General features: G+C 59.3%; 14 protein-coding genes. 3 read left to right on the top strand and 11 right to left on the bottom strand.

Features of this window, described 5'->3' with window-relative positions; all coding sequences use genetic code 11:
• Window positions 1-41: 41 nt before the first annotated feature.
• The 9 genes from RAD04_RS25835 to RAD04_RS25875 form a co-directional block, all read right to left on the bottom strand.
• A complete protein-coding gene (locus tag RAD04_RS25835) occupies window positions 42-662 on the bottom strand; it encodes a glutathione S-transferase family protein (protein WP_461626021.1) in 621 nt (206 codons plus the stop codon).
• A gap of 208 nt (window positions 663-870) precedes the next feature.
• On the bottom strand, window positions 871-1872 hold the full coding sequence (locus RAD04_RS25840) for a LysR family transcriptional regulator (protein WP_461626022.1): 1002 nt from the start codon (window positions 1870-1872) through the stop codon (window positions 871-873).
• 258 nt (window positions 1873-2130) lie between these two features.
• Window positions 2131-2631 carry a nuclear transport factor 2 family protein gene (locus RAD04_RS25845; RefSeq protein WP_461626023.1) on the bottom strand — a complete coding sequence of 167 codons (501 nt, stop codon included), beginning with the start codon at window positions 2629-2631 and terminating at the stop codon, window positions 2131-2133.
• Window positions 2632-2717: 86 nt separating this feature from the next.
• Window positions 2718-3947, bottom strand: a complete 1230-nt coding sequence (locus RAD04_RS25850; protein ID WP_461626024.1) for a metal-dependent hydrolase family protein — start codon at window positions 3945-3947, stop codon at window positions 2718-2720.
• A 136-nt stretch (window positions 3948-4083) separates the two neighbouring features.
• Window positions 4084-5361: an MFS transporter gene (locus tag RAD04_RS25855; protein WP_461626025.1), complete on the bottom strand. Its 1278-nt coding sequence runs from the start codon at window positions 5359-5361 to the stop codon at window positions 4084-4086.
• A gap of 86 nt (window positions 5362-5447) precedes the next feature.
• Window positions 5448-7127: an MOSC domain-containing protein gene (locus RAD04_RS25860; protein ID WP_461626026.1), complete on the bottom strand. Its 1680-nt coding sequence runs from the start codon at window positions 7125-7127 to the stop codon at window positions 5448-5450.
• Between the two features lie 718 nt (window positions 7128-7845).
• Window positions 7846-8547 (bottom strand): NADPH-dependent F420 reductase, encoded by a 702-nt coding sequence (locus RAD04_RS25865; protein ID WP_461626027.1) that lies wholly within the window; start codon window positions 8545-8547, stop codon window positions 7846-7848.
• Between the two features lie 236 nt (window positions 8548-8783).
• Entirely contained in the window at window positions 8784-10511 is a 1728-nt protein-coding gene (locus tag RAD04_RS25870; protein WP_461626028.1) for an AMP-binding protein, read from the bottom strand.
• A gap of 261 nt (window positions 10512-10772) precedes the next feature.
• Complete coding sequence (locus RAD04_RS25875; protein WP_018316714.1) at window positions 10773-11753, bottom strand: hypothetical protein; 981 nt, start codon at window positions 11751-11753, stop codon at window positions 10773-10775.
• An 825-nt stretch (window positions 11754-12578) separates the two neighbouring features.
• Between RAD04_RS25875 and RAD04_RS25880 the strand changes: the two genes are divergently transcribed.
• Together RAD04_RS25880 and RAD04_RS25885 are read left to right on the top strand one after the other, a co-directional pair.
• A complete protein-coding gene (locus tag RAD04_RS25880) occupies window positions 12579-13382 on the top strand; it encodes a TetR/AcrR family transcriptional regulator (RefSeq protein ID WP_461626029.1) in 804 nt (267 codons plus the stop codon).
• 597 nt (window positions 13383-13979) lie between these two features.
• Complete coding sequence (locus RAD04_RS25885; RefSeq protein ID WP_461626030.1) at window positions 13980-15560, top strand: gamma-glutamyltransferase family protein; 1581 nt, start codon at window positions 13980-13982, stop codon at window positions 15558-15560.
• Between the two features lie 336 nt (window positions 15561-15896).
• Here RAD04_RS25885 and RAD04_RS25890 read toward each other — a convergent pair whose 3' ends face one another.
• A complete protein-coding gene (locus tag RAD04_RS25890; RefSeq protein WP_461626031.1) occupies window positions 15897-16745 on the bottom strand; it encodes an alpha/beta hydrolase family protein in 849 nt (282 codons plus the stop codon).
• A gap of 404 nt (window positions 16746-17149) precedes the next feature.
• Here RAD04_RS25890 and RAD04_RS25895 point away from each other — a divergent pair, with 404 nt between their 5' ends.
• On the top strand, window positions 17150-17776 hold the full coding sequence (locus tag RAD04_RS25895; RefSeq protein ID WP_461626032.1) for a TetR/AcrR family transcriptional regulator: 627 nt from the start codon (window positions 17150-17152) through the stop codon (window positions 17774-17776).
• Between the two features lie 333 nt (window positions 17777-18109).
• Here RAD04_RS25895 and RAD04_RS25900 read toward each other — a convergent pair whose 3' ends face one another.
• Entirely contained in the window at window positions 18110-19777 is a 1668-nt protein-coding gene (locus RAD04_RS25900) for a GMC family oxidoreductase (protein WP_461626033.1), read from the bottom strand.
• Between the last annotated feature and the right edge of the window lie 79 nt (window positions 19778-19856).

The following is a 19856-nucleotide window of genomic DNA, read 5'->3' on the forward strand; positions in this document are numbered from 1 at the left end:
GTCTTGCTTCATCCGACCATTTGTACGACCAACCGCGCCATTTAAGCGCCCACCTGGTACACAGCGCTCGGTCGCTTTTCGAATCGCTCGTACCAGGCGGTCAGACGCGGATAGCCTTCGGTAAGAATCGTGTTCATCCGAACTCTGAACGCCTGGGTGAAGGAGAAGAGAGTGATGTCCGCGATGGTCGGTCGTTCCCCCGCCAGGAAGGGCTTGTCGCCTAGATGTGCCTCGAGGAAGCTAAGCTGCTGAGCGACGATCCCCTGCACGGCCTCAGCCACTGCCGGAACCTGATCGACGTTCTTTGCGAACGCGGGGCTGGAGTGCTTAAGCATCACACCTGAAACGATCGCGAGATCGCTGGCGATCCTTTCGAGTGCTCGGACGTTTCCTCGCATCTCTGGCGTACCGCCGATCATTGTCGGGGCCGGAAACTTGTCCTCGAGATACTCAACGATCGCCGACGATTCAGGGAGGAACGTTCCATCATCCAACTCCAGAACCGGTATAAGGCCGGCCGGATTCTTCGCACGGAACGCCGCGCTCTTGTGCTCGCCTGATGCCAGGTCAACCTCAACGAGCTCGAGCTCAAGACCCTTTTCCGCAAGATAGATGGTCACCCGACGGCAATTCGACCCCACTCTGTTTCCGTGCAACTTCATGCTCTGCCCCGCCTTCGCTCCGTGTTGGCCCAAGGACGACGCCAGCGATGCTGCGCCCCCCGAAGTTCTGATTTGCGCCGAGCGTACCAGCCATGGATGTCGGCGGAAGTAGCAAATGACCGAACTCGACGTTAGAGATTCACGAAGCGAACGGACCAATAGGCAACCCTTTTTCGAGATGCGAATGATCGCGCTTTCGAGGGCCGCTTCAGTTGCAAGCCCGGCCCGACGCGAGAGCCGATGCGTCCTTCTTTCCGCCAATCGCGTTAGCGGGCTCGGCTGGCCCGCTCGCCAAAGGCAACGTTCTGCCCGAACGGGAGTCCGCCTCAACACCTCCGGGCCCATGGGCCGCGAGGCAGAGATCCAGGAATTCTTCCACGATCGAGCTCGACCGTTTGTTGGTGCGCTGGACGATGCTCAAGGTCTGTTGGAACGAGACGCCATTCAGGGGGACGATGTCTAACTCGCGGCGCCGGACCTCCGCCGCCACTGCCGACGCCGCGATGCAGCTGAGGCCCAGCCCACGCATCACGGCAGCCTTCAAGAGTTCATTGCTACCGACGGTCATGACGACATGGGGCGCAACCGGCCAATCAGCGACAGCTGTCTCGAAAGACCGACGCGTGCTCGATCCATGCTCGCGCAGGATCCACTTCGCCGCGCCGAGAGCCGCGTGGTCCGTGGTTCTTGCTAACGGATGGTCCGGCGCGGCGATGATCACCAGCGGATCTCTTCGCCAAAGACGAACATCGAGCGAGGAATCGGTGACACGCCCTTCGACGATCGCCGCGTCCACCGCATGCTCCGCCACCAGGTGGATGACGTCGTCCGTGTTGCGAATTTGTACCGTGATCTCGGTTTGGGGGTGCCTCAGCGCGAAATCACCGAGCAGCGGCGGCAAGATATAGTTCCCGACTGTCATTGACGCACCGATACAAAGCACCGATCGTCCGCGGTGTCGCAATGTCAGCGCATGCGCCTCACGCACGAGCTTTTTCGCATCGGGCAGCAGTGCGCGACCGTCGGCGGACAGCCGCATCTTGCGTGATGATCGGTCGAACACTTCCTTACCGAGCGCGGCCTCGACATCACGAATTGCGTCGCTCAGTGTGGCCGCGGAGAGGCCAAGTATCCGACCGGCGGCCGCCAGATTCTCGTGGTCACCCACCGTCGCGAAGATATTTAGCTGGCGAAAAGTGAGATGTCTCATTTCGACGATAGATTCCGCGGTGGTTCGATTATTCGATGAAAAGGAGCTGGCCCAGTGCGATGTGGCTTATATTCGCGAAGCCGTGCAGACGCGCGCCGCGCGCTATAGCAACTCGCCGTAAGACCCTCCTTCGTCCGTAAGCAAAAGTTGCGTACTTCTGCCTCTTGCCGGATGCAGACGACGGGACTCGCATGGCGAGCAGCACTGACGAAGGGCGCAGGATCGCTACAGACGGGAGCGTCGCAAGCATGGCAGACCCTACTGGCCGGCGGCGCGCGCGGACGTGACCTCAACGGCCATCTGATAGAGCATGGGGTTGCCGCGGATCCATGGGCTGTAGAAGCGTTGGCGATGGATCTTCCAGCCGCCAGGGGAGCGGCGTGAGTCAAATTGATAGCGGCCGCCCAGCGATACGTTGCGATCACCGCGGTCGTTGTTCAAAAAATGCTCAGCATAAAGATAGGAATCGGTCACGGCTTTGTCGCCGTCGATCGTGTGCACCATATTCGTGACATGATGCTGGGCAGTGTCAAAGCCCTCGATCACCGCGCGCTGCAAGACCAGAAAGTTGTCTATCCCGGTAATCACTTGGCGGGCCTCCGGCGGGGCTGCGCCATGCTCGCGGAAGTCGAAGGCGACATCGTCCACGAACGACGTCCGGTAAGCAGGCCAGTCGCGCGCATCGAGCGCATGCATCGTTTTAAAGATCAATTCGTCTAGCGCGCGCTTGTCCAGCAGCTCCTTCAAGGGATCGGTCATCGTCGTCCTTTCGCCGGTTATTCTTTCACTTCGGATTTGCGCCGCCGTCCGGCCGGCCGAAGCGGGGCTGCCACCCGACGCTGAAGTTAGAGCGAGCAACGCACAAACTGCCCGCTCTTCATGATCATCGGGATGTTCCGCGCAGCGTCCTCGAAAAGTCCGAGATCCGCAAAGGGATCGCCTTCCAAAACAAGGATGTCGGCAAGAGCGCCAGGGCGAATGCACCCGAGCTCGCCACTCTTCTGGAGGATTTCCGCGCCGATAGAAGTGGCCGAGCGCAACACGTCGATCGCCGGCGAAATTTCGCCGCGCAATTTCAGTTCGCCTCCTTGCATGACGTGGAACTCCTCGCCGAAGAGATCGGTGCCGATTCCGAGCTTTACGCCGGCTCGAGTCAGATTCTCGATGGAGCGAGCCATAAGCGCGACGATGCCCTTGACTTTCTCGACGCCCGCGGGAGGCAGCCCAACTCGCGCGCCGTGCCGCTCGAGGAGCGCGGCGGGCGACAGTGTGGGAACGACGTAGGTGCCGTGTTCGGCAAGGAGCGCCGCCGTCTCCGGACTAATGTCTGTCCCGTGCTCCACAGTACGCACGCCGAGGATGGCGCAGCGGCGCGCCGCATCGTCGGTATGTGCGTGCGCCATCACATAGACGCGGCGTGTGCCGGCTTCCTTGACCGCTGCCAGGATCTCGTCGTCGGTGAACTGGGGCATCCACATCGGGTCGGTCGGCGAGGTGACGCCTCCAGACAGCATCAGCTTGATCTGCGTGGCACCTTTACGCAGCTCTTCGCGGACAACGAGCCGCACGGCGTCGGCCCCATCCACGACCAGTCCGGTACAGCCGACGTAGCCAGAGCAACCGCATTGGGGGACATAATCAGCTGGACGGTTGTCCGAATGACCTCCGGTCTGCGACAACGCCTTCCCGGAGAAGAAGAAGCGAGGCCCCTCGATAATCCCCCGTTCGATCGCCAGATGCAGACCGACGTCGCCACCCCCCGCATCGCGCACGCTGGTGAACCCTCGGTGCAACGCGCCCTTCAACCATCTGACCGCATGGGACGTTAGCAAGGACGCCGGCAGATGATCCGCAACAGGCAAATTGTACGTCGGTGAACAAGCGTGGACGTGGCAGTCGATCAGTCCGGGAATCAGATAGCGGTTGCGACAATCGATGACACGGGCGTCGCTGAGGCGCACAGCGCCCGATGTCACATCCCGAATCCGATCGCCTTCAATGACCACTGCGCCATTCTCAATGATATTTTCGGAGACCCCGTCAAAAATGCGCGCGTTGCTTAGCACTGTAATCACAGCCCATCTCCCCTGCTGACTCGCGCTTGCGAGTCGTATGCCGGCGAGCGCTTACCCGGTCTTAGAGTCGCCTCAAGCGAGGCCAAGCACAAACGCGGCGTGACGTAGCTCAGTAATCTGATCATGGCAGCCTGCTTCAGGTGCTTGAGGTGAAGGCTTGGGGTTCGACATCGCTGGGGCACGAGGCGCCCTGAACGGGTTCGAACTTCGTAGGATAGGGACCCAGCGACAAGAGACAGAGACCGGATGCGACCAGGGCGCCTGCGCAGGCTAAGAGGCCCGTCGTATAGCTGCCGGATAGATCATAAGATCGACCAAGCAGCGCTGGCCCTCCACCGGCTCCGATCGCGAAGATGCCGAATAAGATGCCGTAGATAGATCCGTAGCGGCGCAAGCCGATATACCTGGCGACCAGATAGGCCAGAATGTCATACTCCACGCCGGCGGCGAGGCCGATCAACACGATTGCGGCGCCTGCACTGGTGTCCGTCACCACGGACGCTGACAGCAGCACGCAGCCCGAGGCGGCGCAGACCAACATGATCATAGCCAAGGCTGGGACCCAGAAGCGATCCATCAACCAACCGCCAGCAAGACGGCCCACAACGATGGAGAGGCCAATGAGCGCCGCCACATTGACGATCACGCGCGCATCGAGCTGCTTGGTGTTGAGGATCGCTTCGATGTTTGGCACGGGTGCGCCGATCCCAAAACCCATGCCAATAAAGGCGACGATCAGCACCCAGAAAGCCCAACTTCGCAAGGCATCCCTGACGCTGAGCCCCGTCTCAGCCATCACGACAACACCTTTTGGTCCTGTCCAGCTTCTTGGGAAACCCCACCACACGAGCGGAGCCGCAAGCAAAACCGGCAGAGCACCGATCGCGACCAGGGCGACGCGCCAACCGAAGGCGGCGATCAGCCATGCCGCAAAAGGTTTCACCAGCAAAGCGAAGACGCCGGATCCCGCCAACACCAAGCCAAGCGCGAGCCCACGCCGCTGGCTAAAAGCGCCGCTGATCACTCGCGTGAAAGATATGGCACTGGCACCGAGACCGGTGACGCACATCGCGACCCAAGCGGCATAATAGATCGTCATGGAGCCGTCGGAGGCGGCCAGCCCCATATAACTGACTCCCATGCCAACCAGCGAGACCATCGTGATCAGGCGGGGCCCTCTCCGATCGATGAATGCTCCGATAAAGGTGCCGAAGACAAGAATCATGACCGTGGCAAGCAGCAGCCCACCCAGAATGGCAGCTTGACTCCAGCCGAAGACGCGCTGGAACGTCGGCGCGAAAGCGCCAATGCTGAAGAATGGAAGCGTCGGGAATCCAACAGCCGATCCGACAAACGCAGCAAGCAGTAGGCGCCAGTTTGCTTTGAGCTCGGAATAGTCCCGCGTCGAAGTCATCCCATTTCCTCCCCTTAGTCTCGTCGATCGCAATTGCAGTTTTTCAAGACTCCCCCGGTCGGATGGAGAGAGGAGTTGCCGGCTGCTCAAACATCCAGCTCGATCACGTTCGTCGCCGGCCGGGCGCAGCAGATAAGCACCTTGCCGCTCTCCAAGGGCACCGATGGCTGCGGGTCGTACTGGACAGCACCGGCCATGATCGCGCACTCGCAACTCTGGCAAAGACCGGAGCGGCAGGCATAAGCAGGGCTCAGGCCCGCGGCCTCCGCCAGGTCCAGCAAGGTCTGGCCATCGTCCGCGTGCCACTCGGCGGTTACCCCGGAGCGGATGAAACGCACCGCCGCCTTCTCGATCAGGGCCGCCTGCCCTTCGTTCGCCGCTCTTTTGACGACGAATGCCTCGGAACGAATGTCGGCGGGTTTCACACCGATCGCCAGCAGTGAATCCCGCACCAGATCCTGGAAGCTCTCTGGGCCACAGACGTAGGCCTCCGTCTCCTGTCCGGGAAACGGCAGCTCCCGGCCAAACAGGTTGAGCGGATAAGGCGCCCCGAAAATCTCGCACAGATCCTCCGCCGTCGGGCGACCCGCGCGGTCGTAGTCAACACCAACGCGATCCGCGGGATCAGGCCGGGTGTAATAGATGATCCGGTGAACATCCGGGAGCTGCGCCAGCAGCGCGGAGATCTCCTGCTTGAACGGGTGAGCCCGCCCATTCACGGCCACCTGCACCCACACCAGGGGCGGCGCGCCCTGCCCCCGCTCGATGTAGCCCTTCAGCATCATCATCATCGGTGTGACACCGATACCTGCACTGAACAGCGCGATACGGCGGTGACCGCTGCGATTGAGGACGAACTGACCTGCGGGCGGACGACACCAGATGGCGTCTCCCACCTGCAACTGCTCGTGCATGCGGCGAGATCCGGCGCCGCCTTCTATAGCCTTGATGCTGATGCGGTAAAGGCGCCGTTTCAGGTCGACGTCACTGATGCTCCAAGTGCGCACTAGGTCCGGTTCGCCCTCGCGCTGGGTCTTGACGCTCAAAAACTGGCCTGGCGCCGGGGGAGCTAGGGGCTGATCGTCATCAGGCTGCAAGTGGAACGAACGGACCCCCTCGACCTCGTCGTTAGCGTACGCCAGGATGAACCGGCGCCACCCTCGCCAGCGGCCGACACGCATGCGCTCGCGATCCTCGATTAGGGCAATGCGACGGCGGACTGCTCCCGCCGCCTTTTTGCCGAGGGCCGGGATCGCCAAAGAGGCGTTCAGCTGCTCCACGCTTTCGATGGAGGTCGACAGCAGCAGCCGCGACATGTCGGCGACGGTTATGTTTTCAGGCTGTGGAGAGGAGACTTCGATTGCGTCACCGAGCGAGACCAAACCCGGCTTGAGCACTGCCAGATGGAAACCAACGCGCCCCGTCTCCATCATACGCAAAAGGATGGAGTCCGGTTGACCGATGCGCCAAGCCACCTTGAAACAAGGAATCCGCGGCGATGTGACCTCAAACTCGGCAGTACCGATCTTGACCAGGTCCCCGATGCGCAGCATTTCTTCGTCTACGCCATCAACCGTCAGATTCTCTCCCCACCAGGCCCAGTTCCATGCATTGCGAGCCACGCCGAGTTCACGCGTCCAGAAATCGTAATGCGCGGCGGGAAACGCCAGCATGTGCTCGGTGTGTACAGCGGTCGAATTGTCGACCGGTCCTTCGGGACCGATTTGCAGTGGCCCCTCGATGGGGTCGCGGACGATCGACGTCATCAGCTGCCGGCCGCGAATCTCGGTCGGGACGGGATGAGCGCGGCTGAGGGCGATGATCCTTGGCGTGCGAGGCGCCTCCGAAGATTTGCCACTAAGGCGTGTTTGGGGCACGACGACTCTTCATCTTTGCTAGCTTGGAAATTGTTCGCGATCTCCGAATATTCTGCGTAATCATTCACTCCTACAACTCGCTTTTGGAGCACGCTCGAGAGCGCTCCCGAAGGGAGGTCTAGACAGCAGGAAATTCAGCAAAACAAACGATCCACGGCGCCTTCCGGTTCGACAATCAAGGTGTCTGCTCGCATTTTGGATTAGGCGAGAGTTGACGGATGCGATTAGAACGCTACAGCGTATCGCGCCCAGGCCGAAAGCGGCTCAGCTGCACCAGTATCCTACGATCACCAACGCCCCGATCGAAAAGTAAACACTCATCCAGCTCTGCCCGTCGGGCAGCGCAAGACGCTCACCAGCGAACCCGTGATCTGCTCGGTATCGTGCGCGGATTGCCGAGGGTACGGCTGCCAAGAGCGAAATACGACATCGCCCACATCTTGAGCGACCATCGCATGTTGAGCGCGAGGAGCGACAATCGGCTCGGCGGGCCTTCGGGTTTGCCGCCACTGACCCAATCGGCCTCTCTTGATTGCAGGCAAAAGATGCCGAGTAACAACACTTCGCTCAGAGAGCGACGTCACACTTCATCAACGATCGATTGGGTTCACCGCACCACGCTCAGCGCAAAATTTGCAAATCCTTTGGAACGAATGAGATAGGGCACGAGGAGGATCAGTGCTTCGGTACCACGCGCGCTATCGATCCTTCCAAGATCCTCGATGGAGCGATCCGACCAGCCGAGGTCGCGCAGTAATTCCCGCGTGACCGCCTTCGCACCGTCATCGTTTCCGGACACAAAGATGGTCGCTGGCGATCTCAGCAGATCGGGATTCGCCATCACGGGCGACAACACGGTATTAAGCGTCTTGACCACGAAGGTCTCAGGTAATGCTGCCTGAAGGACTTCCGCCAAGCTTGAGCTGGGGTAAAGCAAGGCACTCGGAATTCCATCCGGACCACGTACCGTTGCGTTAGCAACATCGATCAGCACCTTTCCCTTCAACTCTGCGCGAAGAACTGAAAGGCACTCGACGCTACTCGCTCCGGGCGTAGCGTTGATAACAACCGAGGCGTCGCGCGATGCCTCGGCCAGGCTGGCGAACATCGCGTTAGGTCCCGTCCATTTGCCGCGCGCCGTTTCTGGGTTTCGTACGCCGAGTTTCAAAGAATGCCCGGCCGCAGCCAAACCGGTGGCAAGCGTCGCTCCTACTCGACCAGATCCGAAAATTGCAATATTCCGCATTTTAGAACGTGCCTTTGTTGATTGACCGAAACAGAATTTGTGAATTCGCGCTTCGAGGAGCACCACACTCTCACGGTGTTTTGAAACCAATCACACCAATCGTACGTGACTTCGAATGATGTGTGTCTATGGCGCGCTCGGATGGGGACGCGATTCCAGCACTACTTTTCCGACAGGCACAAAGAACCGCGTTGCATTGGCTTCTGGTTCAGCGCCAAGCACGCATCTTTTGGAACAGGGTTCAGTGCGTAGCGCACACTCGCCGAGTGTTCGCCTCCGCGACCGCTCTCCAAGTTCGCTTATCGGCTATCTTTCCCCTTTCGTATTCGCAACTCGGGAAACTCCTCTTCCCGGAACTCCTGACCACGCAACGGGCTGATGCCATTGGCGTCCTGTTCAAGCTTCCGCAGCTGGACGCGGCGGATCTTGCCAGAGATTGTTTTGGGAAGTTCGGAGACGATTTCGAGGCGCCGAATACGCTTGAATGGGGCAAGCCGCGCATTCAGGTGCTGGAAGATAGACAGCACAGTGTCGCGTGAACATTCGGCACTTGAAGCGAGCAGTACGAAAGCCTTGGGCACCGCGAGGCGTACAGGATCCGGACTGGGGACCACCGCCGCTTCCGCGACGACCTCGTGCTCAAGCAGAACGCTCTCCAGTTCGAACGGGCTGATGCGATAGTCCGAGGACTTAAACACATCGTCAGACCGTCCTATGAAAGTGAGATAGCCGTCCTCATCTGCAACGGCGACGTCGCCGCTGCGGTAAAGCACGCCATTGACGCCGGAAAGTCCGTCGTCCTCGGTTTGGTAGCCCTGCATGAGCCCAGCCGGCCTGCCCGCGTTGAGCTGAAACGTGATCTCGCCCTCGGTTGCGGGAAGACCATCAGCATCGCTAACCTGCACTTGATAACCGGGCAGCGGGCGCCCCATAGATCCGATCTTGATCTTCTGACCAGGAGAATTGCCAGCCAGCGCCGTGGTCTCCGTTTGGCCGTATCCATCGCGGATGGTGAGCCCCCACGCGGCACGTACCCGATCGATCACTTCCGGATTGAGTGGCTCGCCTGCGCCACAGACCTCACGCAAGCTCACCTTGAAGGAGCCAAGGTCCTCCTGAATGAAGTGACGCCAGACCGTCGGCGGTGCGCATAGCGTGGTCACGCCGAAACGGCCGATGGCCTCGAGCAATGCTTTTGCTTCGAAGCGGGCTTGATTGAAGACGAATACGGTAGCCCCCGCATTCCAGGGCGCGAAGAAGCAACTCCAGGCATGCTTGGCCCAGCCCGGCGAAGAGATATTGAGGTGAATGTCGCCGGGTCTGAGGCCAAGCCAGTACATGGTCGAAAGATGGCCGACTGGATAGCTGCGCTGGCTATGGCGCACGAGCTTGGGTTTGGCCGTGGTGCCCGAGGTGAAGTAGAGCAGCATCGGATCGTTTGGCAGCGACGGACCGTCCGGGACGAAATTCTCCGATGCCAGCGCAGACTCTTCGTAGGCGAGCCAGCCGGGCTGCGATGTCGCTCCAACGGCGATACGGACGAGGTTGTTTGTCGCCAGGTCTCCGAGTTTGTTCAGTTGGTCCTGCCCTGCGACCACCGCTGTAGCTCTCCCGCGCTCCAATCGATCCCTCAGTTCCTCCGGCGTCAGTAACGTCGTTGCGGGAATGACGACCACACCAAGCTTGATGGCCGCCAGCATGGTCTCCCATAGCGGCACAACATTGCCGAGCAGCAGCAGCAGATGGTCGCCGCGCCGCAGCCCTTGCGCGCGCAGGAAATTCGCGACCTGATTGGAGCGGCGCGACAACTCCGTAAAGGTGAGCTTGTTCTCCGTGTTCCGGCCGGCATCGACGATCCACAGAGCTGGGCGGTTTCTGCTCTCTTCTCTCGTGGCAAGATCGGCATCGAACCACTCCAGTGCCCAATTGAAAGGGACAGGATCAGGCCAACGGAATCCCTTCACCGCCGTATCGTAATCGGTGCGATGCTTCAGCAAAAAGGCGCGCGCGTCCTGGAACGTTGTCATCATACTTTTCCTGCAAAACCTGCGCCTTTGGTGCGTTCGACCTTCATCAGAAGCAGGTCCCGATTGCGAATTCCCGTGGGGGTCGACCGAAATGGGCCGCCTAGCACAAGCTAGGCGGCCCAAGTCAGGGAGGAGCAGAACTGACCGGCCTGCTAGCGGAGGCGTCTTCGATCTATGGAGTGCGTGGCCACCCGCCGAGCCATTGACTCGATGCCGTGAGCAGCTCCGGACATCTTCGGATTGTCGTACCAAGCCAGGCGGTTAGAACTTCACCGTAATCCCGGAGTATAGTGATGATCCCCTGCAATTGAGCGACAGGCACGCCAGATTGGAAGTGTCGTCAAGCCCCAGAAGATTGCGCCAATACTTGTAAGCGACCCACACGTCGACGAAATGAGAGTACTTGGGACCCCACAGCACTTTGCTGGCGTCCAACGTCAAGCGGACGGGCTCACCATTGTACTCGGTTATGGTGGGAGCAATCAGGGCCGCTGGAAGGACACCTGGTTTCGCGCCCCTCCCCATGGGGCCAATGATGGTGAAGTTGCCACTGACGGAAAGCGGGATCGACTCAGGCAAGAAACCCAACGGCATATAATAGCTCATGAAAAGGGACCATGTCGGGTCGAAGTCGAGCCATCCGTTGGGAGCTCCCGGAAATGCCGGTGCGAATGATATCGCCGCATAGCTCCCGGAGTACTGCCAAGCCTTGTACATTTGCGGCGTAATGTTGAAGTACCCCTTGTAGGGCAAAGCGAAGTCGAATTGGAGGCCTGCGGTAATCGAGTTTCGGTTGATTGCGGAGAATGTATTCTTGAACTGCACGCCGCCTCCGACCGCCAGCGAGACGTTCTGTAGCGGCCCGGCTGAGAACGCTTTGGTGTCAAATACTTGATTGAAACCAAGCGTGCTCCTGAGAAAACCGTGGAATTCCAGTGAGCCGGCACAGCCTTGATTTGGTAGCCTACAAGATGAAGCTACGTCGCCCTGTTGGTTCTTGGCCAATAAGCCATTAAAAGAGTTGGTACCGTATGCCCAAGCGTCAAAGTGCGTAAACGCTGCTACGTTCTTCCCTCCCGGAGCCAACGGAGTGTTAGCCTCAAACAAATATGCGTAAGTTAACCGGTTGTCATTCACGGTAAAAAAGGGAGCATCGACAACCGGTACAGCCTTCACCGGCTTATCAGGCCAATCCGCCGCGTTGGCAAAGCCTATTGGGCCAAGCATCGTCGCGGACAACATCGCCAATGCGATCCTCCAATGACAGCAAGACACGTGATATCCCCCATGTAACGTTGTTTGAGTAAAGCGTTTTGGTTACGCCAGCGGCGACGTCGCTCGGCGAGAGGATTCTTAAGTCACCGAAACTGTCCTCTCTCAGTGGTTCGGTCTTAGTCTTCAGCAACACGATCAGCCGCTTCCAACGCCACGATCAGTCCGGTCGCGACTAGCGCGCACCAAAGCTTCCCCACCGCTTTCACGAGGTAGTCGAGCGCTCTGAGAACCGCTGCTTTGATTGAACTGCGCGGAGGCGACTTGATCCAATTGAACCCTCAAGCTGCCGCCTCGCTGGCCAGATTGTATCGCTCGCGAACTCTCCCTTCATTATTGTTTTGTCGCTGAGCGATCGAACGTCACTCCGTTTTCATGCGCACAGGGTAGCGATTGCTCGCCATTTCGGTACTCGCATCAGGCTCTCGCGTTATTTCCTGCAAATGCTGCCGTTGACCGCAGAGCCGGCCACGCCTGCTCACATTTCGGCTGTCGAGAATCCGCCTGCCTCCAGTCGGCCTGCACACCAAACAGATTGCTTAACTCGGCCCGACTCCTGACGCGAGCGGATGAAAGTCCCATCACGAATGATACAATCCCTCTGCGTCCTCAAGCTACGAAGCCTCCCGACGTTCGCACGGCCACTGGCACGACTTCCCCGCCCCTCAGCTAGACCGTTGCCGCGCGCGTCGCCGAACATGAAGGTCGGGTTCGGGCATGGCAACCGTCGGGAAGACCGTCGAAAGAACATTCGAGCAATGCGTACGGTGACGTCCGCTGGATCAACGGATACCCTTGACGACAGCCAGAAAAGGTACGAGCATTTCTCATATGAGGTCATCACGCTCCAAAAAGGTTGGCACGCAGCGGCTGAACCCCAGAAAAACGCCCGCTCAAACCCGCGCGGCCCTAACGGTGGATACGATACTCGAGGGTGCGGCCGATATTCTTGAACGTTACGGCTTTGACGGCTACACGACGAACGAGATCGCGGCTCGTGCCGGAGTAAGCATAGGGTCGCTTTACCAGTATTTTCCAAACAAAGACGCAATTACCATCGCACTCATCGAGCGCGAGACGACCAGTATGGTCGACGCCGTCTTGGCAGCGCTCGCCTTAACCCCGCCGAGACAGGCACTGCGGGAGGTGTTTAAGGCGGCCGTCCGAAATCAGGTACGACGTCCACTGTTGGCAAGATTGCTGGATTTCGAGGAAGTTCGATTGGCATCGCTCATGCCAGCGTCGCGCGCCGGCACAATCATCCGAGCTTCGCTAGAAGAGTTCCTACGGAAGAGCTTCGGTCTCTCAATGTCCGCATCTGAAGCGACGGCTATGGACATAGTCGAGATTGCCAAGGCGCTAAATTACGCCAGCGGCCGACGAGGAGAGGTCGATGCATCCTCTCTAACGCGCTCTATCGAGGCGGCGGTGTGGGGTTATTTGGACATGAAGGTGAAGTTGGCTCAGCAGCAAACGGGGCACCTTCGAAAGATCGATTCCCAGGCGTCAGATCCGGGAAATCCGCGGGGCTATAAAGTCGGAGTGCGAAATGCGCACCATCGTCAGCGGCTCGCTGATGATGAACACCGTCACAAGTAGTGACTGGGTCAAGACCTAAGATTTCGTCGAAACGCTTTTATGACCGGGACGACGCGCGGGTTGAATGCACGGCATTCTCCGCCGCCTAACAGGCGCGCGGCGTACGGACAATTCCTAGACATCGGCCCAATGCTCACGATCCTCTTTTGAGAACGCACTTTTCAATACTAAACCGCGGGAGCGGCTGATCGCGAGCCGCGCGCCGTCCAGAATGACAAACGAATAGGACGACCTCTCACGCAGCATCACCACCTGGATAAGTGTGAACTTCCTTCGGTATATTTCCTCAGGCTGATTTGAGGTCGCTTCACAACAGACAATGTGAGCTTTCATTTTGTAGCTGCACGTTTCCCGCTGCTTGCCCCGCTCCAAAGCGCGCGAATGGGATCGCTTGTAACGCGAGTACTACAATCGCACACAAGCACGCACAATACAGCGCGGATCTAGCCAAGCACGCTGCCCCACAGACTGAGCTAGGTTCTCTCTTCTCGATGAGGGTGGAACGCCCTCGAATGGGTTTTGCATAGGCTCACATGTTCATCTTGATCAGCGCGCCTGCATTCTTCAATGCGGCGTTCGGCACCTTACAATCATAGAATGCTGCACACTGTTCGCTCCTTTCGGGGTATGGTTGTCTCACCACATCATTTGGCGAGCCAGACGGGGCTCGACGTCCTCAAAGATGGTGGTGACGCAATCGAGGCGGCAGTTGCCGTCGCCGCCTGCCTGGCAGTCGTCTACCCTCACATGACGGGCATTGGTGGGGATGGATTTTGGCTAATAGCCGAACCTGACGGTCGTACGCATACGATCGACGCCTCTGGACGCTCGGCAAGCCACGCGAATCTCGGCTTGTATGAGAATTTAGCCGAGATACCTCGCCGCGGACCGCTAGCCGCTAACACGATGGCAGGAGCAGTCTCTGGATGGGCTGCAGCCCTCGAGGCGAGCCCTCGCCGCCATTTATCTCCCTCGCGGCTACTTCGTGACGCCATTCAATACGCGGAGCACGGTGTAGCCCTCACCCGTGATGGCGCCGAGGTCGCGGCCAATAAGAGCCCGGAGTTGAAGAATTTGCCCGGTGCCTACGCAAGCATTTTCGAGCGTGCGGGGCGACCGATGGTGGAAGGCGAACGCTTCCGGCAGCCCGCCCTCGCGGCATCTCTCCGCCGCCTGGCTTCCGAGGGACTCGGAACTTATAATGGTCCTCTTGCTACGATGATTGCGTCCGATCTGGAGGCGCTGGGAAGTCCACTTTCAGCGGCCGACTTCGCCGAGCATTTGGCGGACCGCCCTGAACCGCTTTCGGTAGACATTTCCGGCGCCCGGCTCTTCAACACCGCTCCACCAACTCAGGGTCTCGCGTCGCTGCTCATTCTAGCTCTGTTCGACCGCATTCACGCAGACAAGCCAGAAAGCTTTGCGCATTTGCATGGTCTCGTCGAGGCCACGAAGCAAGCTTTCTTGGTGAGGGACACGCATGTGGGCGACCCGGCCTGGATGAAGCTAGATCCGCAGGCGCTCCTGGATGACAGCGACGCCCTCGACAAAATGGCGGCTCGAATCGAAAGTCACCGTGCCTTGCCTTGGCCTCGGTCCCCTTCTGCCGGCGACACCACTTGGTTCGGGGTGATCGACAATGAAGGTCGGACTGTAAGTGCAATCCAGAGCACCTACTTCGAGTTTGGCTCCGGGCTTGTTCTGCCACGCTCCGGCATTGTATGGCAGAATCGAGGGAGCAGTTTCCGATTGTCGCGCGGCGGCTGGAATGCTCTGGAACCGCGCAGAAAGTCGTTCCATACCTTGACTCCAGGCCTGGCCCGTTTCCAAGACGGACGGGTGATGACTTACGGCACAATGGGGGGCGAAGGCCAACCACAAACGCAGGGCGCAATTTTCTCGCGCTATGCCCGCTTTGGCATGCCCTTGCAGCAGGCGATCACGGCACCCCGCTGGCTGCTCGGGCGCGCTTGGGGGGACGCTAGCACTTCCCTAAAATTGGAGGACCGCTTCGACCCGAAACTTTATGAGGCACTACGCGAAGCCGGTCATGAGGTTGAGCTCGTCGGTCCTTTCACGTCTCAGATGGGCCACGCCGGAGCGATCGTTCGGCATCCCGATGGCCTCCTTGAGGGCGCGTGCGATCCTAGAAGCGATGGGTGCGTGGCGGCATGGTGATCTATTGTGCGCCAAGCATAGATCATTCTTGTTTCGCAGTGGAGGGATGAGAGCGACGACATCTGTCGTTCCGATTGGAGCTGTCCGATTCGACTAGCGTCTTTAATCCCTGAGGGTTACATCTGTCTTGTAAGCCCCCGCATCTTCCGTATTCGACGATAATGAACACGCTCTTCGTATTCTTGGAGTTGCAGGGAGTTGATAAGAAACGGAAGCGTCCACGATATCGTCGGCCTGGACCCTTTCCAAGCTCAGCGATTGTTGAAGAGACAAGCCATCTGCCGCGAACGTCGAGCGGCACATCCAGAAACTCACCCGCTGGACGGCGGGATTCAGTCAGAGAGCCAGGTTAAGAAATTGAACCAGGCGCGGCGCGAGGCTCGTGTCCTCGCCTGACGGGAAATCAAGGGATTGTCCAAACCAAAAGTGCGAGGCACCGAGTATTTTGTGTGTTCGAACAGTGAAGCGCGCCTGTTGCAAGGCGCGCACGAACGACTCCGACTGTGCGGGATCTACGAATTCGTCCGATGTGCCCCAGCTCACAAACACCGACATTCGGTTCTTGTCGTAAGTGACATACCGCAACGGCGATGCCTCGAAATAGCTCCGCTGATCCTCATAGGGGTCTCTGCCGATAAGATTGCGCGTCATATTCCATTCGGGATCCGGATTGCGACTGAGATCATCCTGCCATTGTCTTAAGAGATCGAATACTCCGTAAACAGCCACCAGCACCTTTACACCAGCTGGTGTTGAGGCGAACGCATCGCCGGGATGCCCCCCACCGAAAGCAGTCGTGTCGCCTCCAAACGCTGCTAGTGCGGCAAGATGCGCCCCTGCCGACGCACCTAGCAGCCCGATGCGCTGTGGATCGATGGATAGTTCGGCCCCTGAGCCGCGAATAAACCGAACGGCCGCGACGACATCTTGCACCGCCTCGGGGAAGGCCTTGCGGGTTGCAGTCGCAAGGCGATAATCGATAACGAATAGGCCATATCCGCGAGAGGCGAGATAAATACCCCATTGACGAAGGCTGGTCCGTACGCAGATACGCCAACCTCCTCCGGGCACACCTATCAAGATCGGAAAAAGCCTATCTCCCTTAGGAAGGTAAAGATCACCACGCAGCTCTACTCCGTCGTGGGTACAGTACGTTACGTTTTCTCTGCAGATGTAGTCCTGCATGTCCGGCACACTCATCCATACCATTATTTGCCTTGGACGCCGAAACGTAACTCAGCATTGAACGCCCAGTCGAAATCATCCGAGCCTCTCTGATCGCTACACCGACGATAACACTTTCGATCATCATTTTCAGATCAGTGTGAGCGGCTGCTCGCGATTTGAATACTCGCATTCCCCAATTTTCACCACGCCTGTTTTTTCCCGCGGATGGACCACATTCCCACTGAAGCCACGACACGTGCTCACATTGCTGATCGTCAAAACGTGCTTGGAGCTGAAGCTATGACATCTGAGCCTCGAACTTGCACGCCTCAATCAATAGAAGTACTCAATGCGTCGAAGCGAGGCGCGATGAAGCCGGCGACGCATCGCATCGAGATGGCCCTTATATATCGAATTGAGCCATGCACAAAAAATCGAGCCGAAGCCTTTTAGAGCCCAGGAAGAAGCCGGTTCAAGCGCGCTCGGCGGCAACAGTCGCCACCATTATTGAAGCTGCGGCATGCATACTAGAACAGAGAGGATTGGCGGATTACACCACAAATGCCATTGCCAACCTCGCAAGAGTGAGTCCTGGATCTATCTATCAGTACTTCCCGAGCCGAGACGCGATCACTCGAGCCTTGATAGAGCGCGAAACAGACTTACTGCTCGGCGACTTTAGCGAATTGAATGCCTTCTCGAGCGGGAGAGAGGGTTTAGTGTCTCTCATCGGTGCGATGGTGAACCGGCAACTGAAGCGGCCAACGCTTACGTGTCTGCTCAACATCGAACGAAAAAGACTGTTTGCAGATGACAGGGACAAACGCCTCAAAAACGAACTCGTCCGCATTGTTTTGAGCTGCTTGGAACGATCTGACCTGCCGGCAACTGCTCGACATTCCTCCGCAGCTGCCGATTTAATCGCAATCATTGGCGGCATAGTCGATTCTGCCGCGCAGAGAGGCGATGCAAATGCACCGCTTTTAATCTCCCGCGTCAGAAGGGCGATCTTTGGATATCTCCAGATCACATGCGACGGCTTGGAGTAGCTAGATCAACCAGGAAAATGTCGAGCGCGTGCGCGCCGAGACGCTCTAGGCTTATCAGCAGCAGCTGTCGGGATACTACGCTCCCTCCGAACTTTGGGACGACGGAATGATCGATCCTGACGACACCGAAATGCGCTCGGTATCGCCATCACCGCTTCGCTCAACGCGCCGCTGTCGGATGCCGGCTATGGGGTCTTTCGTTTTGACCCCGGCGTTGACGACGCGAGCATGTCACGACGCATGAGAGACGGACGAGGTCAGACGAATGCTCAGGAATACCTGCATCGCGAGACCGATCGCAGGTTATCACTGGTCGAACATCGATCAGCCGGTCTAGCGGACACTGTCGGGGCGGATGAGGTCGGCGGCCTTCTCCGCGACCATGATCGTCGGCAAGTTGGTGTTGGCGCTAGGCACGCAAGGCATTACCGAGGCGTCGACGACGCGCAAGCCGCCGAGCCCGATAACGCGGCAATGCGCATCGACGACCGCATTGGCATCCTCGACCCGCCCCATGCGGCAGGTGCCGGAGACGTGTCCCATCGGCGCAATAGCGCTCAAGATGTCGTCGTCGTTCAGCACCCGCTGGTGCCGGCGGTTTGCGATCCAGAAACCAGGCGCTAACCGGCGCGACAATACGAAACGTGAAATGGGCGGCGGCGCGTTCAGCACCAAGGATGCGCCCAGCGCGGTCAACGCACCGGCAAGCCCGGTCTTTCCGAATTGATTGAGCGACATCACCGGCGGCAGCAGAAAGGCGTCATGGTAGTGCTGCCCGAAGAGGGGATCGGCGAGCAGGCTTTCAGCGAAACGAGCGGCCTGCAGAATCCGCGGTGCATCGCGCGGATCATCCAGGAAGCGGAAATCGATGACCGGAGGCGCTTCCGGCGCGGCATTGGTCAGAGCCACTGTGCCCCTAGAAAAGGGCGCATACAGCGCCGCGCTGAACATAGCGAGATCGACGCCGAAACTGTGGGAGCTTACGCGGCCAATCGCTGTCAGCACCAGGTCACCCGCCGGGCAATCCGCCAAGCCGGACGAATGCCGCACCCCGGCCAGCGCAAACCGGCGCAACGCTGCCGGTAGCCGCGCGCGCGCCGGCAGCGTCATCGCGATATGCAGATAGGGATGGTTCTGCAGATTCTGCCCGACGCCGGGGCGGTGCAGGCGCGGCTCGATGCCAAGGTCGCGCAGCGACTCGGCGTTACCGATGCCAGCGCGCATGAGCAAGGCCGGCGAATGGATGGCGCCGGCGCTGAGGATGACCTCGCCTGCCGCGAGTTCGCGGCTCGCGCCCGCCTGCTCGACAGTGACGCCCGTGGCGCGACCATTCTCGATTCGCAGTGCCCGCACCGTGGCGCCCGCAAGAATGGTCAGGTTTGATCGAGCGCGCACGGCAGCGGTCAAGTAGCGGGACGCGGTCGAGGAACGCTTATGTGCCGTTGCGGCATTGGGCATAGCGAAGAAGCCGCAGCCGGGCGTCTCGTTGATGTCCTCGATATGCCCAAACCCACGGGTCTGCATCGCGGCCTCGATGGCACGCACAAAGCCCGGCCATTCCGCGCGCGGCGGGATACGGATCGGATAGGGACCGCCCGACGATGGCTCATCGGCATGCGCCTCGGCCCGATGGAAATAGGGCAAGACGTCCGGCCAGTCCCACCCCTCAGCACCGGCCTCGGACCAGCGTCGATAGTCCGACGGCATGCCGCGTAAAGCCCACATACCCATGATGCTGGATCCGCCACCCATGATTCGTGCCTGGGGATAGGAATGGAGCCGTCCGCCCTCCCGTCGACGCGCCTGCAACTCCGGCCAGAAATATTCTGGGTTGAGGCTCGAACTCGGGAAGGTGTCGTCGATATCAGCGGGCGTGGCATCCGGCGGCGTATCGGCCCCTGCCTCAAGCAGGACCACGCGGTTCGCCGAGTTCTCGGATAAGCGCGATGCCAGCACCGCGCCGGCACTGCCGCCGCCGACAATGACATAGTCCGCGATCATGCCGGATACCCGCGAGCCGTCAGCGCTCCCGCCCAATCCGCCATGAACTGTCCTCCCTCTTCCCGGAAAGACCACAGTC

The sequence above is a fragment of the Bradyrhizobium sp. 25ACV genome (assembly GCF_054863005.1).